We start from the raw sequence: 24,925 nt of genomic DNA, 5'->3' as shown, positions 1-24,925 counted from the left end.
GCCCATGAAGATTCTGACTATCGGCTTCACCGAGAAGAAGGCTGAACGCTTCTTCTCTCTGATCAAGCTCTCAGGTGCCAAGCGTGTTGTGGACGTTCGGCTGAACAACGTCTCGCAGCTTTCCGGCTTCGCTAAGCGGGACGATCTGAGGTATTTCCTCACAGAGATCTGTGACGTCGATTACGTCCATCTGCCTGACCTGGCTCCTACCAAGGAGATCCTCTCGCCCTACCAGAAGAAGGACATCACCTGGCAGCAGTACGAGGAGAAGTTCATGAATCTGATGGCGAAGCGAAACATCGAGAAGCATGTGCGCCGCGACTTGATGGACGGAGGCTGCCTACTCTGCAGTGAGCATCAACCTCATCAATGCCATCGTCGCCTCGTGACCGAGTATCTAAAAGAGCACTGGAGCGACGAGCCGATCGACGTCAAGCATCTCGTATGAGTGATACCAAGACCATCCTCATCGCCTACCCGAAGGAATTCCTCTGCTTCTCTAAGCTGCAGAGGAAGGTGCAGTTCTACACCAGCCAATCCCATGAGGTGCGGCTGGTCGCGATGTCTGACCCCAACGGATATGTGAATGCCTATGCGGAAGAGCGGGGCATACCCTTCGAGCTGCTGGAAGATTTGAATGGCGCTGTCGAGAAATCAACTCACGCAATTCTATTTGAGGATCGCGAGTGCTTTGCCGAGTTGAGAGGTGCCTTGATCCTGGCAGGAATTCCTACCCGTGTTGTTCCCCTGCAGCTCACGCTGGTGGTAAACAAGGATCGAGGAGACGTCTACGACGTGTACATCGGTCGAGGCACTATCTGGGGAAACCCATACCAGATGGGCCAGGACGGTGACCGAGACGAGGTCATCCGGAAATTCGCCTATGACTTCGGTCGCGGCTTTCTGAAGGCATCAGAAAACCTCGAGCATAATCTGGGCATCATCCGCGGCAAGGTAATCGCGTGCCACTGCAAGCCCGCTGCATGCCACGGGGATGTCTTGGCTGCGCACCTGAATGCTCAAGATGATGGGCTCTAGCAAGCGCTGAAGGGTGTTGGTAGAACGTGGCCCAGGCGTCAACTGCTCGGGCCCCGCCTTCGATAGTCCAGCTAGACAGTCTGGCTCGATGACCTACTCAGTCTCACACGCTTCTGGTCTCTAGAGCCCAACTAGAGCTTAGCGCTAGAAGAGGTTCCCTCACGGCTGGGCCCCATTGCCAAGTAGTCCTTGTAGGCTGCAGTCGAAATACGCACACGGTGCGGAGAGAAGCTGCCTTCCTCAAGGCCTGCCTCCCGAGCCCATTGGGCACAGAGCCGCTGTAGACTATGAGGGCTCATGGGGAGCTGTGAGTTCCTACGAGATGGAAACAGAAAGTCACCTTCTACTAAACCTTGCGCTGTTGCATATTTCTCTATGATGAGCTGGCAGCTATGCGGAATAGTCGCAAGTGGGGTTCGTCCGGAGTCAATGTGTCTGGGGGGACTTGAAATTGATTGGCCGTACCTGGCACTCAGATATTCAAGAGCTCGTACCCCAGTCAACATGCAAGCCAGCAGTGCCTGATCTCTGAGATCTCCAGAAGAATGAACCACTTTTGCGACGGCCTGAATCTGTTCAGATGACATGGCGACGCGCTGACTCGAAGTTTGCTTAGGGCCGATGTGGTTGCTGGGCTCTGGCCGAAGATCCGACCGGTAGGCAGCCAACACGTTAAGTGGGAGACCTTGCACGACTTCTTCCAGCGTGCGCTCGTCCACCTCATTTCCCAGTCGCAAAAGAAGGGTCTTCCTGATGGACTGCTTCGCCAGATTCATTTCGGGCACCGCACGGTTACGGAGATGAACTGGCGGCGTGTTTTGAGCAGTCTTATTGAGCTCGTAGAACCCTTGGTAGCCAAAGCTAATCGCAAGAATTTCGTGCATTTGGGTAAGAGAAATCGACGTTTCTGCTGGTAAGCGCTTGAAAACCCATTTGGCTAGGCGCTTGAAACCATGCTTACGGTTGAGGTCTATCAAAAAGATTGGAATGCGCATGCAGTTCTCCGGTGCCAGGGTGTCGGCTGCCCACTGACTTCGTCGAAGTGCGTGCTAGAGGAGGGTAATGCAACCTGTGGATGTAGCCTTTGCGTGCCGACCGCTCGATGCAGGTACATCGGAAGCTGAAAGCTAGCACAGCACCATTTGAGGTGTCTACCATCGGGCTTTCCATGATGGAGTACATTTGTACTCTAGACGGTTTAAGCCGGAAACCTGAGCCCTATCGAGATTGTTCGCTGTGATTGGTGTCTTCTTACCAGGCGCATCCTCTGATTGAGCTGCCTAAGAGCGCTCACTTTCCATTGCAGGTAGGCTCACTAAAAGAGACTTCCCCCCGCATTGCGTGCCATCATTATGCTACTCTCCGCTGATGGCAGCGAATCGATCGCTGCCACTCGCTAGGGAGCGGGTGCTGGATGAGTAGTCAGGAACGACAGCTACAATTTCGCCAGACTGTAATGAAGTTTGAGCTTTATATAATATCGCTTTGGCTTCTGTTTGTGCTGATGATTGTAGTTAAGGTAGACATCCCAATTTGTTTTGGGGCGGATTGCCATTATGTGGGAACTCTGGCGCTTGTTCGAACTAATGTCCTGCCGTTAATTTCATTGGTTTTCATCGGGCTCGTGGCTCTTTGTTATTATCGGTTTAAATGCAGGATTCAGTCGAATGTAGGTCTGCCGGCTGTTGCAAGCAAAGTGGAGGATTTGAGCTATGAGCATCTCACTTTTCTTACAACCTATATCGTTCCTCTGATCTGCTTTAATTTAGACAATATTAGATACATCATTGCGCTATTTATCCTCTTGTTTGTTATTGGCCAAATTTACGTCAAGACAGATAAATTTTACGCGAATCCAACTTTGGCGATACTCGGATTCAGGCTTTACAAGCTTGAGGTGAATGGCGTCAGCAAAGTAATGATCACAACTCAGCGTATCAATGAGTTGGATAAGGTAGTGTTTACGACAATCGACGAAAAATTCGTATCTGGAAGGAAGGCATGAGCATAGATGCATTGCGACTGACCGCACAAACTCTGGCAAATGATCAGCAAACAGTGGGGATTATGTTCTTCATTTTGCGAGAGCAAAATGCGTTCGTTGCTCGAAAGGTGGAGCTGTCACGCGATGCTCAGCTGGCTTTGACTGCAGAGTTGAAGCTAGAACTTCAAGAGTTTTTTGAGACGGATTACGTCTTACGAGATCTCACAGCGATTGACCTACGCCAGGATGCAATCTTTCGGTACAACCTTCCAAACTATCCGTCTCAGCTGGAGGTGTTGAAAAGTACGCTTGATGCACCGGCTACCATTGCCGACTTCAATCATGCAAATGATTCAGTCACAAATTTGAAGGCGATAGTAGTGGTGTTGGGGAATGGGAATGAAAGCCTCGCAGTCTACAAGCATCACTATCCTACCAACACCTATCGTAGGAATGGCTTCAGTCTACTGCGTGCAGGCATAGCTCAGGATCGCTTTGAGAAGCTTGATCAGGATATTATCCGGATGGGGCATACCATCGATTTCATTTATAATGGAACTGATGTGTTTGTCACAAACTTTAAGGTTCTTGAGAAGTTTTTTGGCTTCAAGGAAGCAGTGAAGGCTGACGCCACTGTAAAGCTCGCGACGCTCACCGCTCGTAATATTATTCAAGATATTGCGGTGCTTGAGGAAAGGATAGCAACTCACGGGGATTTGACGTTCGCGAGGAAAGTGATCAGGGCGATCTCACACTCACGGGTTCTTGATACCGTCCCTAACGACCAGATAATCCAGTTCATCAAGCAGCATCACAGTCTAAGTAAGAAGATCAAAATCAATGCTCTTGATGCTCAGATTATACTGGATACAAAGGTTTCTCAGAACTTCTTTATGAAGCTGCTCAATGATGATTATCTGAAGTCCGAGTTGACAAAGTTTGAGTATGATGCTGATAGCAAGGATTTGGTAGAGGCTGGCCCGTGATTTAAGGGGTAAGTTTTAATGGGTAAAACATGCGACATTCATGAGCGAAAATATCAGGAGAAGGCTATTTCTGCGTGGTCGTAAGATTGGTCGCAGGTTCCTGATTATATCTCTGAGTGCAGCAATTTTAGTTGTTAAAGTGTAAGTGGTGCTTTTTCTACGAGCTTTGTAATTAAGAGGGATCTTTGTGAAATTGGAGACGCTAATTTATGAGGCTTTCGTCTCGTTTAGTAAAGCGCATACCGGTGAGGAGCCAGCTGCTTTTGGTATTGAGGCGGATAGTAAGGGGCGACAGCTGAGTATTAGTTCTGGTACTGAGAGTAAGATTAAGTTGGTCTCCTTGGCGCTTTTGAAGCTTAATTGGCCAGGCTGCATTAAGCTAGATCTGGCGGAGCATCAAAAACTAACAAAAAAAGCAATTCTTGAAGCTTACGTTCAGTGTTTGGATTTCGGAACTCTACCCGTTGCGGCTAGATACTTTTCACACCCCTATTTAAAAGGCTTGGTTAAATCCTTCGTGGTGGAGTTCGCGTCTTTTCTGCCCAAAAATTTCACATGTCATTTGCCGGCTGCATCCACAGGACTGGAGCGTAATGAACCGTATGTGATCGGGCCAGTAAAAATATATAGTCGTATGGATTGGATTGATTCTATTGATTATCCGTCGGGTGCGCTTGATTATGCAGGAGTGGACAATTCCGATTGGCGTGAAAACCTTAAGTCGGCTCTGGTTGATAAAGAAGTAAAATTAAAACCGTTGAGTGCATCGCTTTATGGGATTCTAATCAAGTCTAAGTGTGTCATTAGTGTGGCTACTGAAGGTTATGGTGAGGGTCTTTCTCAAAAACTTTCCACGATAATGGCGAGAACGGCGCTTGACTCCATATCTTTAATTTTTGGAAAATACAAGCTCTTTAGAAGTCTTATGCTTTACACTGAGAGAAGGCCTCCGATCTTGACGCATAGCCTAGTTGAGACAGATGGGTTTCTATGGCTTGCGGGCGCTAAGCTCTCTGATGAAGTAAGTCCGTTCCTTCCTTGTGTTGAAGATTTGAGTGATGCTAAGAAAAAATTTTTAGAAGCTGTTGGTAGAGTGCTGACAGGTCTAACGAGTCTGGATGACGGATGTCCGGGTCTTTGCCAGCGATGGTCAACCGCACTTGATTGGCACGGCGAAGCATGCCGAGAGGTTAGTGATCAGATAGCGATTGCAAAATTTGGGACTTGCCTAGATGTATTAAGTAGCGGAGGTGGGAAGACTTCAGTAATAGCAAATATGGTTTCAAATCTGACTAAGATACCTGTGGATGACAATGTTGTAAATATTGGAGAACCTCTTACGCTTTATAAGGCTATCTCTAAAATCTATGAGAATGGTAGATCTGAGATTTTGCATGGCAATAAAGTTGATAGGATGACTTCTTTTGAGTCGCTGAGGGAGATGGCGGAGCACTTTTCCAGAATTACACTCATCAGTGCTGCTCTAGCTTATCTCAACTATTCAGGAGCTGATTCGGATAAGGCATTCTGCGAGATGTGAATTTATTTTGCGGTTCTTTCGAATTTTCAGCACTGCCCATTTGGCCTTGAAAGCTGCTCACAATAGTCTCTCCCAGAACTGACCGCACGAAGCAAATTTCAACGTGCCTCAAAATGCTTACCTTGCTACGAGCATCCTCCAAACGCTTCGAGAAAATCGGTGAGCGGCAAAGTGCTACTTTTATGCGCTTTGCCGCCGCTGAGTTTTGCAAATATCTTGATGGCCTATTAAGGAAATATGGAATACAAGGTGGTGAAAGTAATCACAGCAAACGCCCGGCTTACCGGTATTGCTGATACCAAGCTGATCCTGGTGCTACCAGCGAGCACTGCATCCGAATTCCCGACAGCCGATTTCTTCGACCAGGCCAACTCCAGATACTGTTTGGTGAGGCCGGTGAACTTGAGAGCAGCGAAGGCGAGAGCCTGGAAGAAGTGCTGAGCAGCATCTTGTAGAAACTGACGAAGCCGATGCTCAGTCTAGGAATGCCAACTCGGTTTGCAACGAGTTTGGCATTACAGCTTCCCTTGCACCTCGACGGCTTCGACGACCAGCTCGGGCGCCGGCTTCCTGTGGGATGCTCACCGTAAATTTCAGACCTGTTAGACCTCCATTTCGCTGCAGGTCTGCAAGCTCTGCGCTCAGCTTCGAGATCAAGTCGTTTGCCGGCTCACCTGTATCTTCACTCAGTGTGAGAGTCATGAGTGTCAATGGGCTAAGCCCAAGGCGCTCACTCACCTGCTCGAGCTTGTCCAGGGTGATGCTCGATTTACCAAGCTCAAGCTTCGAAAGGTATGTGCGGCTGGTGGTGTCAGAGAAGTCTCTCTGGGTGATATTGCGCTTGCTGCGCAGTGCACGAAGCACGCTGGCGAAGGAGGCTTTGAGCGTCATGCTTCAGTCTCGGGGATTGGCTATCTCGGTAGAAGGCTACGTAGTGAGCATAAAGCCTATCACGGCTGGATAAAGTGGACGCCCTTGCGTATACCTTGATTGACGTCGCCATTGGCCTCCACTGGGCCGTTACTCGAGGACAAGAATGTGAATGTGGGCGAGTTGATCGAAGAGCTCCGCAAGTACGACCCTGACCTACCAGTTTTGATTCCGCGATCTGACTGCTCAGCACTGGAAGACGCCGTTGCGTGTTACCCAGACGTCGTGCGCGAAGGGCGGATCATGGGCTATGAGTCCCTGACCTGGTTCCAAGGGGAGCCCGATGACCCAGGTGCCGAAAAGCATCAAGTCGTCGTCATCGACTCCAGTCTGCCAATTCCAACGTGAGCGAAATGAAAGCCAATCTAGTGCTTCAGTGATCGCGTGTACCGAGCGCCCATACTGCATCGCCAGCGCTTCGTGATAGAGAGAAGCCTCCAGCGTTCTGGATGTGGTTTGCGATCTCGTAAGCACGCCAATCGGCCATCGCCTGGCCATCCATCGCCTGGCCATCCAGAACTCGAGGCTTCTTCTCCAGCAGCCAGGCGACTGCGTTCAAATATTGCCCATGAGAAAACATGACGATGTCACCGGCTGGATGCTGCTCAAGCCGATCCAAAAAAGCTGGCTCGGGCAACAAAATCATGGAATGACTCCGCGCCGGCGCCGTCGCGATAGGCGGGGTCGGACTTCAGCCAGTATGCATCTACCCAGCCCTTCCTCTGGGCCACAGTCGTATCGACACAGCGCTCGGGTGCAAGGTAGGTAAACTCTTCGACAGCCCATGTCTCAAACGGTGTCCCGGGGAAGGTCGTGGCAGTTGCCTGAGCGGTGGCCTGCGCTCGTGCGAAGGGAGATGCGACGATCAGGTCAGGTGCCACGGAAAATGATCCGGCGATCATCCGAGCTTGTTCCAGGCCCCAAGGCGTGAGAGGAATGCTTGCATGATCTCGACTGGCTTGCCCCGCGTTTGCTGCACTCTGGCCGTGCCGAATCAGCCGTACACGTTTCATCAGCTATCGTCCTTGTCATGGGGTTCTAACACTAGCCTGCTTCCTTGCATCTGAGGCAGCCAGAGCATCGTGTCGATCATTGAGTTTGAGGTGGGGCAGTGGACAGAGACCTGAGCAAATTGCTTCCTCCGGATCATCCCATGTACACGGATGCGGTTGAAGCTCTGAAGCGATACCACCAAGCACAATCGGAAGGGATATCAGGGCCAGAGCTGGAGCGTCTCAGGCTGATGGCTGAGCACCGGTTTCAAGCGGTTACTGATTACCAGCTTCAGGCATTGGGTGGCCCCGCTGAGAAAGGTCATTAGCCGGTGCAGGTGAGTGAGGTTCGGTGGGCAGTGGGGCGAAAGTCAGGGCAAGGCTCACCTTGTTGCGGATTTTCTAAGTCTCACAGCCTTTGCGATTCCCGGGCTTCAGAGGGAAGTACGTCCGATTTTTCGGATTTTTTTGCGGATTTAACCCGGCGACGAAATCAGCTAGTTCTCGGTGCCAAACAGACGACGGAGCAGCTCGCCTGTGGGTGTGCCAGCGTATCGCGTTTGCAGCTCCTCAAGCTTGGCAGAGCGGTACTCGCTGGATAGAAGGCTGAGTCCATGTAGCGCATTCATCAACTGCTGAGTAGCTGAGATCTCGTCAGCCATGTTCAGCCAGGCTGAACTGATCAGCTTCACCTTGTCTTCGGCTTCGCGGCTGGCGATCTGCGACTCAATAAGCTTGTTCGCATGCACCAAGGTTTTGAGTGAGGTCAGGGACTGCTCGAGCTCGTTTAGCCGTTCACCGAGGCGAGCGGCCTGGTCAAGATTGGCCGGCTCGCCATCGACATAGATGGTGTCTTCCTGCACCGAATAGATTGCCAAGGAACCCTCACCACCGCCGGTTACGTCCAAGGCAAGGACATTGCCCAGACGTAGGGCATTCGGAATCCATGTGTGCCCGATACAGACACGCCATGCCCCCCGCACACCACTTCGATGATGCTTTTTGATCCGCTCGCGGCCCCACAAGGCCACATCCTGAATCTGTGGGTTTGCGAGACTCAGGGTGAAATCATCCCAGGCCAATCCCACGGGCACGTCAGCGTGAACCACACCTACCACGCCTTGAGCTGTCTCCACCTCGATAGCCATCGGCAAGCTATCCAGCTTGTCGACGATCATGGGCTTGGATTCGTCATCAATCGTGAGCCACCAGCGCGCTCCATGAGCGGAGTAGGGTAGGTGAGGGCTAGCTCGATAGGCGTCGATGAGCATCTGCTCGTGATTGCCCTTCACCGTGAAGAACCACGGTTCGCCCAATAGTTTCAGTGCGTCGAGCATGCCTGGGCCACGGTCGATGAGATCTCCAACTGCAATCAGCCGGTCGACGGATTGGTCGAAACCGAGCGCCTTGAGGCCTCTATGGAGCTCTCGTGTTTTGAAGTGGATGTCACCAACAATGAAGTCACGGCCAGCCCGATTTTGAGGGAGTTTTAGCAAATGAGGCATACGCTACAGACGCTCCTGAGCCGGCCTGGAAGACTCGGATATTTTACCTTGTGCACGCAGGATCTCACCCATTAGCGCCCCTAGGTTTCGAGCGTCGTCGATCCCTCTATGGTACTGACCAGACCATTCGATGCCCCAGCCCTCAACTGCAAGCCGGAGAGCCAATGCACGGCAGCTTAGTATTTTCCAGTGCCATTTCTTAGCATTGGTGTGGCTAAGGTCGGCCAGCATCGGTTCGCAGCGATTCCGTACTGCATCCATTGCCAACTGCTTGGCATCGTAATCACCCCAGGAGCACCAAATCAGCCCTTCGGTCTTAAACGGACTCAGGTAGTCATCCAGCTTCTGGCGAACCTTGTCGTATGAATCTGCGCCGTCGACGTCGGCTTGATCAATCGTGGTCAGTCTCTTGCAAAAGTCGGTAAGAATCGGATTCAGCACTGGGCGCACGAAGCTGGTGTACTCGCTGACGATCTTGCAATCCCGATGCAGATCTAGAACTACAGCTCCGACTTCGATTGTCTCCATCTCGTGACGACTTACAGCAAGCTTGTGTTCCGGCTTTAGCTCATCGGTCAGGCCTGTAGGGTACTCGTCGCACGTGGCTTCGAGATCTACGCAAAGGAGATATCGGGTGCCTGCCAGCAGCTCGCGGAGTGCCTGGAGGTGCTGTGGTTTTTTGATCTGCATGTTCATCCTTCCCAGAAGCCTTCGTTCATTCGAAGCGGAGTCGAAGAGCTGAATGTGCTACTCGCTCGCAGGTATTCCTGTGCGCCGCCCTGCTAGGTATGAGTTCCTAGCGCGGAGTACAAATGTACTTCTGCCATGGAAATGCCTACTCATGGTGCTTCGAGCTGTCCGAGTGTCCCGATTTCACCGCTTGCTGTTCTGACTCCTCAGGCGCCTCTATCGTCGCTAATGGTTTGCCGTTCTTGGTCACAACAAACACGTGGCCTTTGGCAACAAGTGCAACGATTCGCCTCAGGCGCCTGCGGGCTTGGCTCATCGGGATGACGGTCACCATCTACGCAGCTCCTGGATTTCCGCTGCCAGCATGTCGTGGGCAGAGCGTGTGAACCCAGCGTCCGCTCACTTGCTGCCCCGGCGCGCCACACTGCTCGCACGTCTTCAGTGACAGCTCCTCAGCTACAGCCACGGCACCTTGGCAGTAAGCGTCGCCACCGTCGTAGAAAAAATGCAGCTCACCGAACTTCGATTTCACCTGGGCCACCACGACCTGCGGCACCTCTGGATGCCGATCCAGATGGGCTTGGAGCGTGTGGCACAGGGCATAGAGGATCTCGCGCCATCCGGGGCTGCAGTAGATGTCATCCACACCAGGATCAGAAAATAGTCGTGGATACCGAGCCCTGAATTGTTCGATCTCAAGCACGGGCACGGACGTTATGTTTTGGGTCATGTTCAAAGCTCGCACGAAGGACAATTCTTATCGGGGTTGTAATGTCGGGCAAGAAGCAAGCGGAGCGCGCAGCCAGGATGGCGAAGGCGTGAGGATGGAAGCCCAGCGGGCCGAGATCTGAAGGGGCTCGGTTTACGACAGCCGCTCCCCCGGGACACGCCACGAAATGGAACTGATGATCAGCCAGAATCATCCGCGAAGACTCTCTCCCAATCTCTCTCCGCAAGCTCAGCGCAAGCACTAGGCGCTCCGCCAAAACACCGGTTAGATACTCGATGCATTTCTGCCTCGTCCGTGTAGCTGATCTGAGCTCCATGCTCATCAACGAGCACACCATTGGCACCAATCAGCAGCGCATGACCAGCTACGACGTCGTGAGCTGAAACGGGGTAAAGCGATACTCCGCAGATCCCCTCCCCAGTTGCCACTCTGGCCAGTCTGTATGCAATGGAGGGCATCGGATGAAAACCACCAGGAGCACATAAATCTGCATTGGTTTGAGGTTTTTTATCAGCTGAGGTACTGACCATCACCAGGCTAGATTTGGAAAGCTGTTGAGTGGAAAGATCCAGGCGCACAGGTAATCCATTTCGGAGCAAATGATCCATACCCCTCGCCCAAGCGATGCAATCCGATTTTCCTTCCGGAGTGACCGGAGCGTGTACTACTCCAAGTACAGGCACCTTCGCCTCTAGCAAGCCAATCGACAGCGCTGATCCCTTCAGCCCTCTCAGGAAATCACTGGTTCCATCATTGGGATCGACGACCCAGCAGAAGCGATGACCGGAGAGCACATGGCCAGTTTCCTCGCCCCAAAAGTCGCAGGGCAAGATGTTCAAAAGCTCCGAGCGCAGCACCTGTTCTATTTCAGCATCGACATCTGCTTTGCTCCCTGAGCCGCGTCGACCGTCCGGTCGGACATATTCCTGCGCTAACAGAATCCCAGCACGCTCGACTGCGGTGATGACAAGGGGCAGGATCTGCTTCACATCCACTATTGTCATGTTCACTCCCGGCAACAGAAGGGAAGAGGCCGTTTCCCCCCTGATCATTCGGGCGCGCTGCTGCTCGGCGGGCGAGCTGCCTCGAGGCTGAGCGGAGCGCGCTTACTTGCCTGAAATGCTACGGCTTCTGAGGTGTGCTGATGGTGCTATGCCCACATGTCAGACACTCACCGGTTTCGATAGGGATTTCGACTCGATTAGGGCTAAGGTCGTTCCGACAATGCCCAATAGCGTGCTTCATGTAATAATTTGTTGTCTCAACTGGAATATGCCCTAATGCTTTCTGGACTCGAGAGATAACGCTGTCGTAGTTGTTGATGTATAGGGTCGTAAGCTCAAAAGCCTTACTTTGAATGGTTTTTTTGCATACTTCGGTGGGAGGTGGTGCGTCAAGTATCTTGTAAATTGCAAGATGCTTAAAGGGCCATTTTTCGATCTGATCATTCAGTGCCGCATAGTCGATATTCTGACCGGGGCACGTGTTGTTGAGCATAGCATCAATGACGCGAAGGCTTTGCGCTTTGATTTCTTCTAATGATACAAACTGGAGATCATCTTTATCGATGCTCTTACGGGCGTCATGAAGGTCTACGTAGCCAAGGCATCGGCTCATCAAATTTTGGGCAGCGGAAAGCTTAATTTTTTTGTTGCCTGGCCAGTCGCGTTGAAGACATCTAGCTAGCCGTAAAATACCTTTGCCCGACACGAAGTCAGCAGCGAACAGGGAAATTTGCATGGTCATCCTCCATGGTTCGAAGCGGTGCCGGCTGTCCGCAAGGACTTATGTCAGATGAACTGCGAAATGCAGGTGAATGACCTGTGAGTTATCTATGCGCGCCGACCGCTCGATCCAGGCTGACCGATTTGCCAATGCTAGCACGATGAAAGTGGGGGTTGTCCAGCACATATAAACGGTATGCAGAGAACATACTCAAAAGTTGCATCCGGGCTCGGATATGCTGCGACGTCGGGGGGGAGGTGGTTTAGGGATAAGCTGGTGGGCGTCGTAGGCGGAGGTGCGGTCATGCGGGGAGATGGACGCATGCAGGGCCGTGACTCGCAAAGAGCGGCCCGCTCTACGACAGAGGTTCGCCTTGGTGGTACGCTGCACTACTTGTACACGTATCATTGATGGCCTAGGGAAAATGAGATGAGTGAGGAAAAAGTCCGCGCCCGAGAATTAACAAGGCGTCAAGCGCTCTGGAAGCTCGCTTCACTTAAACCTGGCCATCCTGAAGCAGTTCCTTTGGTGGCGATTCTCGAACGCATTTCTATCGAGGAACATAACGACGCTGTATTTGAACCAGCACTGACGCTTGATATTGTTAGCCTCAGCGTGCCTACTCGACGCAGTTCCTCCGGCAAAGAAATAGTCCGTGAGTCTGACATTCAACAGCCTTGGCGTGAACGTTTTCTCCAAGCGAGCTCAGGATCAACTCGACTGGTGGAAGGGTTCTACGCCAATGACTGGAAGAATTTTTTGCTTGAGTGGGCTGCTGAGGTTCAGCATCTAGAAGCACACATTGCTGCGATATCCAACCGATCAAATGAATGATTTTTTTGGAATGCATGATGCCTGAAATTCGTGCTTCAAGCTGCCAAAATCTGTTGAACATGCCGAGCTCTACAGCTCTCGATCCCAGGCATCCATTGCTTCCTTGAGGTTTCCATACCAGTAAAGCTTGGACGTCTTCAGCGCAGTAGCGACTTGCTTACTTATGTTTGCGTCAAGCCAGGGTGGCAGGTTCTCGCTATCAACACTGAATAAGCTCGCAAACGCAACTGAATACAAGCCAGTGGTGAGGGACTGCAGGCATACATACTGCACTGAAGAACCGTCAGCTAATCGCCGCCAGCTTACATGTTGGATAGCATCTAGGCCGTCATGAAGATTGTGGTGGAAGTTTTCGAGTGGGCTAGCAATTGGTGCGGTTGTTACTTTGTGCTGTTTACTGACCAAGTGCTTCAGTTTTTCGCGGGAGGCTATGACGATATCGCGAATTTCTTCAGGGTCGATTGACATGCTGCGTTCGTTCACCGACAAAGTCTTGAGGTTGTTAATTGCCTCAATGAACTCTCGCTCCTGATCCTTCTCTCGCTGTGTCCGTTTGTCAGGGAAGAGCCACTGAGTGATTTGTCTTAAAAACATGAAGGAGCCCGTCAGCCATTTGCTGTCGGCAGGCTACCACCCGGTGGGCTCGGCAGCTATGAATTTCAGTGCAACAGGTGATGCGAGATGGCCGCCGTCGAAGAAAGGTGGGTGACCAAGGCAGAACTGTTTTGCCACCAGCAGGTCTGTATGCCATCTTGTTTGCCATCGTGATAGTCCTGCGAGCAAGTCTGGGAGGTCAGGCGCTTATGGACGATGGGTTTGTAAGAATCTACTAAGGGTGAATGGAATGGCTGGCAGCAGTTTTTTTGCTTTGTTGGATGATATCGCGGCTCTGCTAGATGATATCTCTTTGATGAGTAAGGTCGCGGCCAAGAAGTCGGCCAGCGTGCTGAGTGACGACTTAGCAGTCAATGCTGAGCAAGTTACAGGCGTCAAAGCAGATCGTGAGCTCCCTGTGGTCTGGGCTGTGTTCAAAGGATCACTCCTTAATAAGGCGATTTTGGTGCCTTGTGCGCTATTGCTTAGCGCGTTCCTCCCTTGGTCAGTGAAGTGGCTGCTAATGGCAGGAGGAGTATACCTTTGCTATGAAGGGTTCGAAGCTATTAAGGAGAAGCTATTTCAAAGTGGTCACGAGTCCGGTGCAAGCGAGGCCAAGTCTGCGCCTAAAACTAAGGAGGAGCTGGCAGCTTACGAAAGGCGTAAAGTTAAGGGGGCTATCCGGACGGACTTTATATTGAGCGCGGAAATTACAGTTATAACTTTGAATGTTGTGTCGTCTGCCCCTTTGCTACAACAGATTGTGACGCTGATTGTAATTTCATTGGCTATGACTGTTGGCGTGTATGGGCTGGTTGCGGGAATTGTCAGGTTGGATGACGCTGGTCTTGCTTTGCTCAATTCTAAATCTGACGGTGGCACCGGAGCGGTTTTGAGGAAAGTTGGCGGTGTATTGGTGGCGTCAGCCCCAGTTCTTATGAAGGCACTGTCGTGGATTGGGACTGTCGCGATGTTCCTTGTTGGCGGCACCTTTGTGGCAGAAGGTATTCACCCAATCGAGCACCTCATTGAAGCTACCACGAGCTCCTTTGAAGGATGGGCGCCTGTTGTGAAGATAGGAGCATATGGTGTGGTTGGGGCTTTAGCTGGGATGGTCGCTGCAGTTGCGATGCGGGCGCTTTCGTGGGGCGTGGAGACAGCCAAGAGAAATTGAATGTCACAGGCTGTCGTATAGCACCTTCGTCAATTTACAGAAAATCTCCCATTGCGGTGACCCTGACGGGGATTTCCCCACCGCCGTCGGGTGTTTTTTCTAGATGGAATGGGCTTGTGTTGTGCAGAATCAGGCGATGCACAAGCCTACATTGGGCAGCTAGGCCCAGTGAATCGCCGTATTGTGCAGGATAGGGGTAGTTAAAAAATCCTCAGCGCGGAAATCACCGTCATCACCTTGAACGTGGTGGCGGCCGCGCCGCTGATGCAGCAGATCGTCACCCTGATCGTCATTTCCATCGCCATGACGGCCGGCGTCTATGGTGCGGTCGCCGGCATCGTCAGAATGGACGATGTGGGCTTCAAGCTGCTCAAGACCAAAGGCACCGTGCTGAAGAAGATCGGCGGCGCGCTGGTGGCCTCGGCGCCGGTGCTGATGAAGGCGCTGTCGTGGATCGGCACGGTGGCGATGTTCTTGGTCGGCGGCACCTTCGTGGCCGAAGGCATCCAGCCGATCGAGCATTTCCTGGAGACGCTGGTGGGCGATCTGGGTGGCTGGGCGGTGGTGGCGAAGATGTTCGCCTATGGCGTGATCGGTGCCATCGCCGGGATGCTCGCCGCCGTGGTGGTGGGCGGTGTCGGCAAGGTCGTGGGCACGGTCCGCAAGGAAGAACCGGCCAAGTGAGGCTCGAGCCTCGCGCACAGGCCTGAGCAGGTTCGACCGCCCCATGGGCGGGCAACTGAAGCGCGGCGCGAGCGGGTCTGACCCGCCCAGCGTTGTGATCACAGTACCGAGCCAAGCTCGGCCAGGCAGGCCCGGCCAGGCAGGCCCGGACCGTCTGCACAGGCCCGATGAGCCTCGACCGACCTGCAGGCGGCCAACCGAGGCGCGGTACAAGCGGGTCAGGCCCGCCGGTCACGGTATTGAGCGTGTGCGCTTGCCCACGGAGCGAACTCCGATCGGGCGCCTGCCCGCCCTCAGAAGTGCACTTTCACCAACAAGCTGGCGGTGTTCTGGTCGGTGGTGAAGCCGTCCGAATCCTTGATGCCGTACTTGTTCTTCCAGTAGTCGTACTCCACGCCCACATACAGCTGCTTCTCGCCGAGCTTGAGCGCTTTGCCCAGGTCGTACTTGATCTGCGGGTTGAAGTGCAGGTTGGCATGGTAGGTGCCGCGGCGGTTCTCGTCGTTGTCCACCACCCAGTCCATGTAACCGTCGATCAGCAGGTTGGACGAGCCCAGCGGCAAGGTGTAGGCCCACACCGGGGTGATCTGCCAGACGTCGTCGCCCGGCCGGCTGCCATCGGTGGTGCGCTGGTAGAAGTTCACCTGGAAGTAGTCGAAGCCCGGCACCGCCAGGTCGAAACCCGGGCCGATCAGGTACGACTCGCTGTCGCCCTCGCCGAACTCGTAGGTCATGGCCAGCAGCACGTCCTTGACCGGGCCGAACGACAGGTCCTGGTCGAAGATCTTGCCGAACGACAGGCGCGGGGTGAATTCGCCGTAGTAGGTGTTGGGCCCGACGTTGGCGTCCTTCTTGCCCTGGTAGAAGATGCGGTCGATGAAGAAGAAGTTGTCGCCGTATTTCCAGCCGTCGGCGTGCTCGAAGGTGAAGGTCTGCTGGGTGTCGGGGTTGACCTTGAAGTTCTTGCCCCACAGGTAGGTGAGGCTGTTGCTCTGCCACTGCAGCAGGTCACCGGCGACGCTGGCGCCGCAGGTCAGCAAGCCGCCGGCAAGGATCAGGCTGTTGAGGGTACGCATGGTGGATGTCGCTCCTGTTGGGTCGTGTAGCGGCGCTCGGCTGGCGCCGTTTCTTGTCTTTCAAGTCAACTCGCAGCCACGGGCCGCACTTCATCGCACACGGCGCGGCATCGGGTCGGGATGGCGCGTCGCCCGCTGCTCGGTGCCGTTCGGGCACGGATGAAGAGGGGGCTCAAGGTGCGGTCGCAGGCGTCGCTCCGTCGTGCCGCTACGCTAGGCAACCGGTGAGCGAGGCGGACGAAATCCGTACCGTCCTGTTCGAGGGGCGCGCAGATTACTGGCTTGCGCGTGGACCCTCAAGCGCGCCGTCCTGGCACGCGAAAGCGAACGACTGATCGTTCGGTCAGGTTGTTGCGGCCGGCCTGGCGCCTAGCCGGCCGCGCCAGGCCAGCCGCAACCCTGGCTTCAGGGGTGGTGGCAGGCCTCGCGCTGCGCGCTGCGGCCGGCGCCGCCGAGGATGTTGAACAACACGTTCAGCAACAGCGCGCTGAGCGTGGCCATGGCGATGCCACTGTGGGTGATGGGCGCCATCCAGGCCGGCAGTTGCGCGAAGAAGTCGGGGCGCACCACCGGAATCAACCCAAAACCGATGCTCACCGCCACCAACAGCTGATTGCGCCGATCGGCGATGTCGGCCTCTTGCAGGATTTTGATACCGGTGGCGGTGACCATGCCGAACATGGCGATCGACGCGCCGCCCAGCACCGCCGGCGGAATCGAGGCGATCAGGTAGGCGGCCTTGGGCAGCAGGCTGAGACCGATCAACAGCGCCCCGGCCATCACCGTGACGTAACGGCAGCGCACGCCGGTCATCTGCACCAGGCCGATGTTCTGCGCGAACGAGGAGTGGGTGAAGGTGTTGAACAGCCCGGCCACCAGCGAGGCGCCGGCATCGCACAACAGGCCGCGGCGCAGCATGCCGGGCGTGACCTCGCGGTCGGTGACCTGGCCCAGTGCCAGGAACATGCCGGTGGACTCGACGAAGATGATCACCACCACCAGGCACATCGACAGGATCGGCGCGAGGCTGAAGGTCGGCAGGCCGAAGTGCAGCGGCGTCACCATCTGCAGCCACGGCGCCTGCGCCAACCCGGACAGGTCGACCATGCCCAGGCTGCCGGCCAGCACATAACCCAGGCCCATGCCCACCAGCACCGAAACGTTGACCCAGAAGCCGCGCATGAAACGGTGGATCAGCAGGATGATCGCCAGCACCAGGCCGGCCACCATCAGGTACAGCGGCGAGCCGAAGGTCTCGGCCTGCTGGCCGCCACCGGCCCAGTTCACCGCCACCGGGAACAGCGACAGGCCGATGGAGGTGATGACCGTGCCGGTGACCAGTGGCGGGAAGAAGCGCACCACCTTGGACATGAAGGGTGCGATCAGCAGGCCGAACGCGCCGGCGGCAATCGTCGCGCCGAAGATGCCCTGCAAGCCGACGCCGGGCATGCCGGCCATGGCCACCATGCTGCCGACCGCGGCGAAACTGGCGCCCATCATCACCGGCATGCGGATGCCGACCGCACCGATGCCCAGCGACTGCACGATCGTGGCGACACCGGCGACCAGCAGGTCGGCGTTGATCAGAAAGGCGACGTCTTCGCGGGACAGCCCAGCCGCCTGGCCGACGATCAGTGGCACGGCAATCGCGCCGCCATACATCAGCAGCACATGTTGCAGGCCGACCAGAAACAGCTGGAAGGCGGGCAGGGGTTGACGGGGCGGCGCCGGGGGGACGGCGGCCTTGTGGGACGTGGACATGCAGCACCTCGAGTCTTGTTTTTATTCTCGGATCCAAGCGGCAGACGGCGGGCGGCCAGCTTCGTCAGAAGGCTGTACGCGCGAGCCTGCGGCTCGATGCTTGCTTGTTGCAGGCGGCTGGCAAACCGCGGACGGTGCGCGGGGGCCGCAACCTCCGGACAGTGGCTCGGAGGCTGCGACCCCAGCGCAGGGCTCGGTGCTTGCGTGTCGCTCGGACTTACGGTTCAGGTGTGACGGGTGCCGTTCACTCGACCGGCGCGCCCTTGGCGATCCAGTCGCCGACCAGCTTGCGTTCTTCGGCGGTCATCTGCGTGATGTTGCCCAGCGGCATGATCTGGCTGGCCACGGCCTGGGCCTGGATGCGTGCGGCCTGGGCGTGCATCTGCTGCGGCGTGTCGAACAGCACGCCACCGGGGGCGGTGCTGAACAGCGGGCTGGTGGGCGTGGCCGAGTGGCACACGGTGCAGCGCTGATGGATCACGTCATGCACCTGGGCGACGCTGCCGCTGGTGCCCGGTGCCGTCTCGGCGGGCGCCTGGGCAGGTGCGGCCGCAGCCAGTTTGGCCTGCTCGGCCTCGTCGGCGCGACGCTCGGCGGCCGTCTTGCCACCGACGGCGGTGGCCGGCAGCGGTTGGTAGCGCACGGCCTGCTCTGCGGCGGTCGGCGCCGGCTTGGGGGCGGTGACGTAGGCCAGGCAGATCATCGCCAGGGCGCCGGCGGGCAAGGTCCAGGCGTACTTGTGGCTGTCGTGGCGGGTGTTGAAGTAGTGACGGATCAACACGGCGGCCACGGCGATGCCGGCCAGGATCAGCCAGTTGTACTGGCTGCCGTAGGTGCTCGGGAAGTGGTTGCTGATCATGATGAACAGCACCGGCAGGGTGAAGTAGTTGTTGTGCCGCGAGCGCAGCAGACCCTTGGCCGGCAGCAGCGGGTCGGGGGTGCGGTTCTGCTCGATGGCGGCGACCAGCTGGCGTTGCGCCGGCATGATGATGCGGAACACGTTGCCGACCATGATGGTGCCCATGATCGCGCCGGTGTGCAGGTACGCGCCACGGCCGCTGAACACCAGGCTGAAGCCCCAGCAGGCGGCGATGATCAGCACGAACAGCACACCGCCGAGCAGCATCGGGCGCTTGCCCAGCGGCGAATCGCAGAGCAGGTCGTAGATGAACCAGCCGGCGATCAGCGAACCCACGCCGATGGCCACGCCCTCGGGGCCCGACAGCGTGCTGCCGGGGGCCAGCAAGTACAACGTCGGGTTCCAGTAGAACACCACGCAGAGCAGGGCGATGCCCGACATCCAGGTGAAATAGGCCTCCCATTTGAACCAGTGCAGGTTGTCCGGCATCTTCGGCGGGGCCAGCTTGTACTTCTCCAGGTGGTAGATGCCGCCACCATGGATCGCCCACAGGTCGCCCGACAGCCCCTCGCGGGGCGTGCGCCGATCCAGGTTGTTTTCCAGCCAGACGAAATAGAACGACGCGCCGATCCAGGCGACACCCGTGATCATGTGAACCCAGCGCACGCTCAGGTTCAGCCACTCGTGAAGGTGTGCTTCCACAGTATGTACCTCATGCCGGTCACCAGGACGATGACCGACCCTTTCTTATTGGTTGGGACTGAGGACCATCAATTGCTCCTCGGTGAAGTAATGCTCATCGCAGTTGTGGCCTACACCACTGCGATCAACCACCAGGAAGTCATCCCGCTTTTCGATCGTCAGCACCGGGTGGTGCCAGACGCCGCGATGGTAATTGATGCCCTGCCTGCCGTTGGTGCGGAAGGCGCGGACCAGACCCGATACAGGTTCATCGCCAAGGGGCGCGACCACGATCAGAAAGGGGTTGCCGAGCAGCGGAATGAAAGCCTGGCTGCCCCGCGGATGGCGTTCGAGCATGCGGATCGTCAGCGGCATTTCCAGCGCCTCGGCGCTGAAGATGCTGATGATCGCCTTGTCGCCCAGTTCGGCGGTGTCGACGGTGGCGAGCTGGTGGTAGCGCCTGGTCGAGCCGTTGTTGATCATGAAGTGGTCGCGGCCATCGGTTTCGATCACGTCACCGAAAGGGGCGAAGGCTTCTTGGGTCAGGGGCTCGATCGTCAGGGTGCGCATGCTTGTGTTCTCTTTGTCTTGTGATTGTCGTAAGGCCAGGGCATTGGCCTGCGGCCGGGGCGGACGCTTCACGCACCGGGCCGCAGGGTGTTTCACGGTGTCGAACGTTCGGCTTACAGCTGCGACAGGCGCAGCAGGGCGATGCGGTTGATCTGCACCAGCGCTTGCTGGAACTCGGTGTCGGGATCGTTGTGCAGGCGCGTTTCGAAGGCGGCGAGGATCTGGTGCCGGTCGCTGCCCCTGACGGCCATGATGAACGGAAACCGGAAGCGCGCCTTGTAGGCCTCGTTGAGCGCGGTGAAGCGCGCAAACTCTTCGGGCGTGCACTGATGAATGCCCGCACCGGCCTGCTCGGCGGTGCTGGAGGCGGTCAGCTCGCCTTGCACGGCCGCTTTGCCGGCCAGATCCGGGTGGGCGTTGATCAGCGCCAGCTGTTCGGCGTGGCTGGCGCCGAGCAGCACGTCGCTCATGCGTTGGTGCAGCGTCTCGACATCGTCGAGCTCGGCCACCCGGCCCTGGTCGAAGGCACGCTGCGCCACCCACGGCGAATGCTCGTAGATGTCGGCGAAGGTGGCGATGAACGCCTCGCGGTCCAGAGACGACGGGGTGAGGGTCTTGAAGGCGGTCATCAGGCTTGCCCTTCTTTCACGTATGGATGAGTGGCGTGCCAATGGCGGGCGATGTCGACGCGACGGGCGAACCATACCTGTTCATGGCTCTTGGCGTATTCGACGAAGCGCTTGAGTGCGGCGATGCGCGCCGGGCGGCCGACCAGGCGGCAATGCAGGCCGATGGAGAGCATCTTCGGCGCCTCGGCGCCTTCGGCGTAGAGCACGTCGAAGGCGTCCTTGAGGTACTGGTAGAACTGCTCGCCGCAGTTGAAGCCCTGCACCTGGGTGAAGCGCATGTCGTTGGTGTCCAGGGTGTAGGGGATCACCAGGTGCGGCTTGTCGGTGGGGTTGTTGCGTTCCCAGTAGGGCAGGTCGTCGTCGTAGGTGTCGCTGTCGTAGAGGAAACCGCCTTCCTCCATCACCAGGCGGCGAGTGTTGGGGCTGGTGCGGCCGGTGTACCAGCCCAGCGGGCGCTCGCCGCTCAGCTCGGTGAGGATGCGGATGGCTTCGAGCATGTGCTCGCGTTCCTGGGCCTCGTCCATGTTCTGGTAGTCGATCCAGCGATAGCCGTGGCTGCAGATCTCGTGGCCGGCCTGCACCATGGCGCGGATCACGTCCGGATGGCGCTGGGCGGCCATGGCCACGGCAAACACGGTCAGCGGCACGCCGGTGTCTTGGAACAGCTTGAGCAGGCGCCATACGCCGGCGCGGCTGCCGTATTCGTAGAGCGATTCCATGCTCTGGTTGCGCTGACCCTGGATCGGCTGGGCAGCGACCATCTCCGAGAGAAAGGATTCGGACTCCTTGTCACCATGCAGGATGTTGCGCTCGCCGCCTTCCTCGTAGTTGAGGACGAACGACAGCGCGATACGGGCGTTGCCCGGCCAGTGCGGGTGAGGAGGGTTGTTGCCGTAGCCGATCAGGTCGCGGGGGTAGTCAGCGCTCACTGCAGTCTTCCTTCTTGTTCGTTCAGTGCAGGAGATGGGCGAACCCGCGTCGGGATGTCGCACCATCGGATGGCCTGATTGTATACAAGTTTTGAAATCCTTTGTAATCCCGTTTTTTCCCGGCATCGGCCCGGCAGAGGCGTTGGGGCAGGCGGCATAAAGTTGCCTGATTGGTCAGGTATTGTCTAGGGGCGCAGCGTATTTATTGTGTCCGGCGGAAGATCCTGTATGACGGCTGATGTCGAGAATCGGATAAAAAATTGTGTACAATCCTCCAGCCGGCTGCCTTAATGGCTCCCGCAGACAGCGTCGCGCACCGTTCAAACCGAGGCCGACCTGATCCCTCCCAAACCATTCGACAAGAGGCGCTACGCCGATGGGACGCTTGACCACACACGTACTGGACGCTGCGCACGGTTGCCCGGGCAGCGCCATCACCCTGGAGCTGTACCGTGTCGAAGGCCAACGCCTGGAGCTGGTGCGCAGCGCTGTGACCAACGGCGACGGCCGCGTCGACATGCCTCTGCTCGAAGGCGACGATTACCGTACCGGCGTCTACCAGTTGCAGTTCGCTGCCGGTGCCTACTACCGCGCGCGCGGCACACCCCTGCCCGAACAGGCGTTTCTCGACGTGGTGGTGCTGCGCTTCGGCATCGATGCCGCGCAGGATCACTACCACGTGCCGCTGTTGATTTCGCCTTACAGCTATTCGACCTATCGTGGCAGCTAGAACCCGCACGATCGTTCTTCGTAGGTACTTGCCCGCGCACACTGCGGGCTTTTTTATGTCTGCCGGCTGGCCCGTCAAACGCGCACTGCGCCAGATGCACACAAGGTCCGCTGCCCAAGCCATAATTCCCCCTTAATCCAGCCCCTGTGCAATGCCACCCCCTTCACCGGAATACCCGCCATGCACGTACTGCTCTGCGAGGACGACGACCTGATCGCCAGCGGCATCTGCGCCGGCCTCACCGCCCAGGGCCTGACCGTCGACCGTGTCGCCACCGCCACCGCCGCGCAGCACATGCTGCGCACCGCGCGGTTCGACGTGATGATCCTCGACCTGGGCCTGCCCGACGAAGACGGTCTGGGCCTGCTGCGCCGCCTGCGCCAGCAGGGCCAAGCCCTGCCGGTGCTGGTGCTGACCGCCCGCGACGCCGTCACCGATCGCGTCGACGGCCTGCACGCCGGCGCCGACGACTACCTGCTCAAACCTTTCGACCTGCGCGAGCTGGCCGCGCGCCTGCACACCCTGTTGCGCCGCGTCGCCGGCCGCGCGGTGAACCTCATCGAGCACGGCGCGCTGCGCTACGACCCAAGCAGTTGCGAAGCCTTCCTGCACGGCGAGCCGGTCGATCTGTCGCGCCGCGAGCAGGCCCTGCTGCAGGCATTGCTGCACAACCCCGGGCGGGTGCTGTCGAGCGAGCACCTCAAGGATTGCGTCTACGGTTTCAACGACGAGGTCGAGAGCAATGCCCTGAACGTGCACATCCACCACCTGCGGCGCAAGCTCGGCAGCGGCATCGTCGAAACCGTGCGCGGCCTGGGTTACCGCCTGGGGCCAGCCGCATGAGCCTGCGTCTGCGGCTGTCCCTGGGGCTGGGCAGTGTGTTCGTGCTGATCTGGGCGCTGGCTGCGGCCTGGATGCTGTGCGACCTGCGCCAACAGATGATGTTCTCCCTCGACCAGCGCCTGGTCGCCTCGGCGCGCATGGTCGCCGGGCTGATCGACCAGTTGCCGCAGCCGCTCGGGGTCAAGGGCGAGGAGGCGCACATCGCCGCCGACCAGCTCAGCGTGCCCGATGGCATGGCCTGCCAGGTCACCTCCCTGCGCGGCGAGATCCTGGCCAGCAACCACCAGCACGACACCAGCCTCGACGAGCGCGGCACCGGCTTCCACGACCAGACCATCGACGGCGCCGCCTGGCGCAGCTTCACCTACAGCCACGGCGACGTGCGCATCACCACCGCCGACCGCCGCCAGGAACGCGAGGCGCTGAACCGTTCGGTGCTGCTGGTGGCCTCGGCGCCGGTGCTGATGGCCCTGCTCGGCAGCCTGGGACTGTTGTGGATCGGCCTGGGTAAGGGCCTGGCGCCGCTCAACCGCATGCGCGACGCCTTGCGCCAGCGCCGTGCCGACAGTGTCGAGCCGTTGCAGGTCGAGGGTTTGCCCCGCGAGCTGCAACCGCTGCTCGAGACCCAGAACCAGCTGTTCCGCCGCATCGCCCAGACCCTGGAGCGCGAACGGCGCCTGACCGACGACGCCGCCCACGAACTGCGCAGCCCGTTGACCGTCATCAAGACCCACCTGCAAGTAGCGCGCATGACCGACGGCGCGGTACGCGAACAGGCCTTGGAACACGCCGAACAAGGCGCCGACCGCCTGCACCGGACGCTGGAGCAATTGCTGATGCTGGCGCGCGTGGAGGGCAGCCTGTCGTTCGACGACGGCGTGCAGTGCAGCGCCGAGCAGGTGGCCCGCCAGGCCATGCACGATGTCGGTCCGGACCAGCAGCGCATCCACCTGCGCCTGCCCGACGACGCGGCGCGCACCTACCTGGGCCTGCCCGCCCCCCTGGCCGTCACCGCGTTGCGCAACCTGCTCGACAATGCCTTGCGCCATGGCGGCGCGCAGGCACCCGTGGAGCTGGACGTGCGCATGATCGACGACCAGATCGGCTTCGTGGTCCGCGACCATGGCCCGGGCATCGCCGTCGACGACCTCCAGCGCCTGACCGAACGCTTCTGGCGGCACAGCCACAGCAACGGTTGCGGTCTGGGCCTGGCCATCGTCGAGGCGATCGTCCAGCGCTGCGCCGGGCGCTTGCGCTTCGACAGTCGCGAAGACGGCTTGCGCGTCTCCTTGCAGTTGCCCGCGCGTAGCCTCTGAGCGAGCGGCGGCTGCGAAAATCCACGCCCAGGCGCTAAATCCGCCCGGCGTCTAAGCGTTCTCCAAGCATTGCCCCGCACATATCCGGTTACAGGGCTGGGCGGGAATCGAACCCATGCTTGTGA

The 24,925-nt window shown here is 57.4% G+C and carries 27 protein-coding genes and 1 pseudogene; 12 read left to right on the top strand and 16 right to left on the bottom strand.

Annotated features, from left to right (window positions below):
* Positions 1–4: 4 nt before the first annotated feature.
* Both AA0Z93_RS00540 and AA0Z93_RS00535 read left to right on the top strand, forming a co-directional pair.
* Positions 5–448 carry a DUF488 family protein gene (locus AA0Z93_RS00540; RefSeq protein WP_301159070.1) on the top strand — a complete coding sequence of 148 codons (444 nt, stop codon included), beginning with the start codon at positions 5–7 and terminating at the stop codon, positions 446–448.
* Positions 445–1,038 (top strand): DUF4326 domain-containing protein, encoded by a 594-nt coding sequence (locus AA0Z93_RS00535; protein ID WP_301159069.1) that lies wholly within the window; start codon positions 445–447, stop codon positions 1,036–1,038. Before AA0Z93_RS00540 ends, AA0Z93_RS00535 begins: the two co-directional genes overlap by 4 nt.
* 131 nt (positions 1,039–1,169) lie before the next feature.
* Here the strand turns inward: AA0Z93_RS00535 and AA0Z93_RS00530 are convergent, their stop codons facing one another.
* Positions 1,170–2,033: a hypothetical protein gene (locus AA0Z93_RS00530; RefSeq protein ID WP_301159068.1), complete on the bottom strand. Its 864-nt coding sequence runs from the start codon at positions 2,031–2,033 to the stop codon at positions 1,170–1,172.
* A 419-nt stretch (positions 2,034–2,452) separates the two neighbouring features.
* Between AA0Z93_RS00530 and kwaA the strand changes: the two genes are divergently transcribed.
* From kwaA to AA0Z93_RS00515, 3 genes are all read left to right on the top strand, one after another.
* Positions 2,453–3,043 carry an anti-phage protein KwaA gene (kwaA, locus tag AA0Z93_RS00525; RefSeq protein ID WP_154211926.1) on the top strand — a complete coding sequence of 197 codons (591 nt, stop codon included), beginning with the start codon at positions 2,453–2,455 and terminating at the stop codon, positions 3,041–3,043.
* The gene (kwaB, locus tag AA0Z93_RS00520) at positions 3,040–4,008 is read left to right on the top strand and encodes an anti-phage protein KwaB (RefSeq protein ID WP_154211925.1); all 969 of its coding nucleotides are present in this window, start codon (positions 3,040–3,042) and stop codon (positions 4,006–4,008) included. Before kwaA ends, kwaB begins: the two co-directional genes overlap by 4 nt.
* Before the next feature lie 187 nt (positions 4,009–4,195).
* Entirely contained in the window at positions 4,196–5,548 is a 1,353-nt protein-coding gene (locus tag AA0Z93_RS00515) for a hypothetical protein (RefSeq protein WP_154211924.1), read from the top strand.
* Positions 5,549–6,022: 474 nt separating this feature from the next.
* Here AA0Z93_RS00515 and AA0Z93_RS00510 read toward each other — a convergent pair whose 3' ends face one another.
* Positions 6,023–6,439 carry a helix-turn-helix domain-containing protein gene (locus AA0Z93_RS00510; protein ID WP_154211923.1) on the bottom strand — a complete coding sequence of 139 codons (417 nt, stop codon included), beginning with the start codon at positions 6,437–6,439 and terminating at the stop codon, positions 6,023–6,025.
* A gap of 153 nt (positions 6,440–6,592) precedes the next feature.
* Here AA0Z93_RS00510 and AA0Z93_RS00505 point away from each other — a divergent pair, with 153 nt between their 5' ends.
* Positions 6,593–6,826, top strand: a complete 234-nt coding sequence (locus AA0Z93_RS00505) for a hypothetical protein (RefSeq protein ID WP_247731952.1) — start codon at positions 6,593–6,595, stop codon at positions 6,824–6,826.
* 25 nt (positions 6,827–6,851) lie between these two features.
* Here the strand turns inward: AA0Z93_RS00505 and AA0Z93_RS00500 are convergent.
* From AA0Z93_RS00500 to AA0Z93_RS00470, 7 genes and pseudogenes are all read right to left on the bottom strand, one after another.
* Positions 6,852–7,491 (bottom strand): annotated as a pseudogene (locus AA0Z93_RS00500) (histidine phosphatase family protein).
* Positions 7,492–7,967: 476 nt separating this feature from the next.
* A complete protein-coding gene (locus tag AA0Z93_RS00495; protein WP_154211922.1) occupies positions 7,968–8,975 on the bottom strand; it encodes a metallophosphoesterase in 1,008 nt (335 codons plus the stop codon).
* A 3-nt stretch (positions 8,976–8,978) separates the two neighbouring features.
* Positions 8,979–9,665 carry a 3'-5' exonuclease gene (locus tag AA0Z93_RS00490; protein ID WP_154211921.1) on the bottom strand — a complete coding sequence of 229 codons (687 nt, stop codon included), beginning with the start codon at positions 9,663–9,665 and terminating at the stop codon, positions 8,979–8,981.
* Between the two features lie 145 nt (positions 9,666–9,810).
* A complete protein-coding gene (locus AA0Z93_RS00485) occupies positions 9,811–9,999 on the bottom strand; it encodes a type II toxin-antitoxin system Phd/YefM family antitoxin (RefSeq protein ID WP_104886436.1) in 189 nt (62 codons plus the stop codon).
* Positions 10,000–10,368 carry a hypothetical protein gene (locus AA0Z93_RS00480; RefSeq protein ID WP_247722131.1) on the bottom strand — a complete coding sequence of 123 codons (369 nt, stop codon included), beginning with the start codon at positions 10,366–10,368 and terminating at the stop codon, positions 10,000–10,002.
* Positions 10,369–10,574: 206 nt separating this feature from the next.
* Complete coding sequence (locus AA0Z93_RS00475) at positions 10,575–11,399, bottom strand: inositol monophosphatase family protein (RefSeq protein WP_154211919.1); 825 nt, start codon at positions 11,397–11,399, stop codon at positions 10,575–10,577.
* Between the two features lie 118 nt (positions 11,400–11,517).
* Positions 11,518–12,135 carry a hypothetical protein gene (locus tag AA0Z93_RS00470; protein WP_154211918.1) on the bottom strand — a complete coding sequence of 206 codons (618 nt, stop codon included), beginning with the start codon at positions 12,133–12,135 and terminating at the stop codon, positions 11,518–11,520.
* A gap of 414 nt (positions 12,136–12,549) precedes the next feature.
* On the opposite strand from AA0Z93_RS00470, the gene AA0Z93_RS00465 reads away from it, so the two are divergent.
* Positions 12,550–12,954 (top strand): hypothetical protein, encoded by a 405-nt coding sequence (locus tag AA0Z93_RS00465; RefSeq protein WP_154211917.1) that lies wholly within the window; start codon positions 12,550–12,552, stop codon positions 12,952–12,954.
* Between the two features lie 69 nt (positions 12,955–13,023).
* Here the strand turns inward: AA0Z93_RS00465 and AA0Z93_RS00460 are convergent, their stop codons facing one another.
* Positions 13,024–13,548 (bottom strand): hypothetical protein, encoded by a 525-nt coding sequence (locus AA0Z93_RS00460; protein WP_154211916.1) that lies wholly within the window; start codon positions 13,546–13,548, stop codon positions 13,024–13,026.
* A 250-nt stretch (positions 13,549–13,798) separates the two neighbouring features.
* On the opposite strand from AA0Z93_RS00460, the gene AA0Z93_RS00455 reads away from it, so the two are divergent.
* Together AA0Z93_RS00455 and AA0Z93_RS00450 are read left to right on the top strand one after the other, a co-directional pair.
* Positions 13,799–14,722: a DUF808 domain-containing protein gene (locus AA0Z93_RS00455; protein WP_154211915.1), complete on the top strand. Its 924-nt coding sequence runs from the start codon at positions 13,799–13,801 to the stop codon at positions 14,720–14,722.
* Positions 14,723–14,929: 207 nt separating this feature from the next.
* On the top strand, positions 14,930–15,406 hold the full coding sequence (locus AA0Z93_RS00450; protein ID WP_413048374.1) for a DUF808 family protein: 477 nt from the start codon (positions 14,930–14,932) through the stop codon (positions 15,404–15,406).
* A gap of 293 nt (positions 15,407–15,699) precedes the next feature.
* On the opposite strand, the gene AA0Z93_RS00445 is transcribed toward AA0Z93_RS00450, so the two are convergent.
* The 6 genes from AA0Z93_RS00445 to puuE form a co-directional block, all read right to left on the bottom strand.
* Positions 15,700–16,482, bottom strand: a complete 783-nt coding sequence (locus AA0Z93_RS00445; protein ID WP_413046821.1) for an outer membrane protein OmpK — start codon at positions 16,480–16,482, stop codon at positions 15,700–15,702.
* A gap of 405 nt (positions 16,483–16,887) precedes the next feature.
* Complete coding sequence (locus AA0Z93_RS00440) at positions 16,888–18,243, bottom strand: nucleobase:cation symporter-2 family protein (protein WP_413046822.1); 1,356 nt, start codon at positions 18,241–18,243, stop codon at positions 16,888–16,890.
* A gap of 244 nt (positions 18,244–18,487) precedes the next feature.
* Positions 18,488–19,804: a urate hydroxylase PuuD gene (locus AA0Z93_RS00435; protein WP_413046823.1), complete on the bottom strand. Its 1,317-nt coding sequence runs from the start codon at positions 19,802–19,804 to the stop codon at positions 18,488–18,490.
* Between the two features lie 45 nt (positions 19,805–19,849).
* Positions 19,850–20,353, bottom strand: coding sequence for an ureidoglycolate lyase (locus tag AA0Z93_RS00430; RefSeq protein ID WP_413048375.1), 504 nt, complete (start codon positions 20,351–20,353; stop codon positions 19,850–19,852).
* Between the two features lie 113 nt (positions 20,354–20,466).
* Positions 20,467–20,982, bottom strand: a complete 516-nt coding sequence (gene uraD, locus AA0Z93_RS00425; RefSeq protein ID WP_413046824.1) for a 2-oxo-4-hydroxy-4-carboxy-5-ureidoimidazoline decarboxylase — start codon at positions 20,980–20,982, stop codon at positions 20,467–20,469.
* The gene (gene puuE / locus AA0Z93_RS00420) at positions 20,982–21,911 is read right to left on the bottom strand and encodes an allantoinase PuuE (protein ID WP_413046825.1); all 930 of its coding nucleotides are present in this window, start codon (positions 21,909–21,911) and stop codon (positions 20,982–20,984) included. Before puuE ends, uraD begins: the two co-directional genes overlap by 1 nt.
* A gap of 376 nt (positions 21,912–22,287) precedes the next feature.
* Between puuE and uraH the strand changes: the two genes are divergently transcribed.
* The 3 genes from uraH to AA0Z93_RS00405 all read left to right on the top strand — a co-directional run bounded on the left by uraH (position 22,288) and on the right by AA0Z93_RS00405 (position 24,800).
* On the top strand, positions 22,288–22,641 hold the full coding sequence (uraH, locus tag AA0Z93_RS00415) for a hydroxyisourate hydrolase (RefSeq protein ID WP_413046826.1): 354 nt from the start codon (positions 22,288–22,290) through the stop codon (positions 22,639–22,641).
* 180 nt (positions 22,642–22,821) lie between these two features.
* Positions 22,822–23,484 (top strand): response regulator, encoded by a 663-nt coding sequence (locus tag AA0Z93_RS00410; RefSeq protein ID WP_413046827.1) that lies wholly within the window; start codon positions 22,822–22,824, stop codon positions 23,482–23,484.
* On the top strand, positions 23,481–24,800 hold the full coding sequence (locus tag AA0Z93_RS00405; protein ID WP_413046828.1) for an ATP-binding protein: 1,320 nt from the start codon (positions 23,481–23,483) through the stop codon (positions 24,798–24,800). The genes AA0Z93_RS00410 and AA0Z93_RS00405 overlap by 4 nt, the downstream gene beginning before the upstream one ends.
* The last annotated feature ends 125 nt before the right edge of the window (positions 24,801–24,925 follow it).

This window comes from Pseudomonas phoenicis (genome assembly GCF_047302395.1).
Taxonomy (GTDB): domain Bacteria; phylum Pseudomonadota; class Gammaproteobacteria; order Pseudomonadales; family Pseudomonadaceae; genus Aquipseudomonas.
Note: the sequence above shows the minus strand (reverse complement) of the source record. Positions and strands in the feature narration are given on the sequence as shown.

Excerpts from the sequence above, each read along its gene's own strand:
- AA0Z93_RS00540 (WP_301159070.1), top strand. The coding sequence starts at position 5 with ATGAAGATTCTGACTATCGGCTTCACCGAGAAGAAGGCTGAACGCTTC.
- AA0Z93_RS00535 (WP_301159069.1), top strand. The coding sequence starts at position 445 with ATGAGTGATACCAAGACCATCCTCATCGCCTACCCGAAGGAATTCCTC.
- AA0Z93_RS00530 (WP_301159068.1), bottom strand. The coding sequence starts at position 2,033 with ATGCGCATTCCAATCTTTTTGATAGACCTCAACCGTAAGCATGGTTTC.
- kwaA (WP_154211926.1), top strand. The coding sequence starts at position 2,453 with ATGAGTAGTCAGGAACGACAGCTACAATTTCGCCAGACTGTAATGAAG.
- kwaB (WP_154211925.1), top strand. The coding sequence starts at position 3,040 with ATGAGCATAGATGCATTGCGACTGACCGCACAAACTCTGGCAAATGAT.
- AA0Z93_RS00510 (WP_154211923.1), bottom strand. The coding sequence starts at position 6,439 with ATGACGCTCAAAGCCTCCTTCGCCAGCGTGCTTCGTGCACTGCGCAGC.
- AA0Z93_RS00495 (WP_154211922.1), bottom strand. The coding sequence starts at position 8,975 with ATGCCTCATTTGCTAAAACTCCCTCAAAATCGGGCTGGCCGTGACTTC.
- AA0Z93_RS00490 (WP_154211921.1), bottom strand. The coding sequence starts at position 9,665 with ATGCAGATCAAAAAACCACAGCACCTCCAGGCACTCCGCGAGCTGCTG.
- AA0Z93_RS00485 (WP_104886436.1), bottom strand. The coding sequence starts at position 9,999 with ATGGTGACCGTCATCCCGATGAGCCAAGCCCGCAGGCGCCTGAGGCGA.
- AA0Z93_RS00475 (WP_154211919.1), bottom strand. The coding sequence starts at position 11,399 with ATGACAATAGTGGATGTGAAGCAGATCCTGCCCCTTGTCATCACCGCA.
- AA0Z93_RS00470 (WP_154211918.1), bottom strand. The coding sequence starts at position 12,135 with ATGCAAATTTCCCTGTTCGCTGCTGACTTCGTGTCGGGCAAAGGTATT.
- AA0Z93_RS00465 (WP_154211917.1), top strand. The coding sequence starts at position 12,550 with ATGAGTGAGGAAAAAGTCCGCGCCCGAGAATTAACAAGGCGTCAAGCG.
- AA0Z93_RS00460 (WP_154211916.1), bottom strand. The coding sequence starts at position 13,548 with ATGTTTTTAAGACAAATCACTCAGTGGCTCTTCCCTGACAAACGGACA.
- AA0Z93_RS00455 (WP_154211915.1), top strand. The coding sequence starts at position 13,799 with ATGGCTGGCAGCAGTTTTTTTGCTTTGTTGGATGATATCGCGGCTCTG.
- AA0Z93_RS00445 (WP_413046821.1), bottom strand. The coding sequence starts at position 16,482 with ATGCGTACCCTCAACAGCCTGATCCTTGCCGGCGGCTTGCTGACCTGC.
- AA0Z93_RS00440 (WP_413046822.1), bottom strand. The coding sequence starts at position 18,243 with ATGTCCACGTCCCACAAGGCCGCCGTCCCCCCGGCGCCGCCCCGTCAA.
- AA0Z93_RS00430 (WP_413048375.1), bottom strand. The coding sequence starts at position 20,353 with ATGCGCACCCTGACGATCGAGCCCCTGACCCAAGAAGCCTTCGCCCCT.
- uraD (WP_413046824.1), bottom strand. The coding sequence starts at position 20,982 with ATGACCGCCTTCAAGACCCTCACCCCGTCGTCTCTGGACCGCGAGGCG.
- uraH (WP_413046826.1), top strand. The coding sequence starts at position 22,288 with ATGGGACGCTTGACCACACACGTACTGGACGCTGCGCACGGTTGCCCG.
- AA0Z93_RS00410 (WP_413046827.1), top strand. The coding sequence starts at position 22,822 with ATGCACGTACTGCTCTGCGAGGACGACGACCTGATCGCCAGCGGCATC.
- AA0Z93_RS00405 (WP_413046828.1), top strand. The coding sequence starts at position 23,481 with ATGAGCCTGCGTCTGCGGCTGTCCCTGGGGCTGGGCAGTGTGTTCGTG.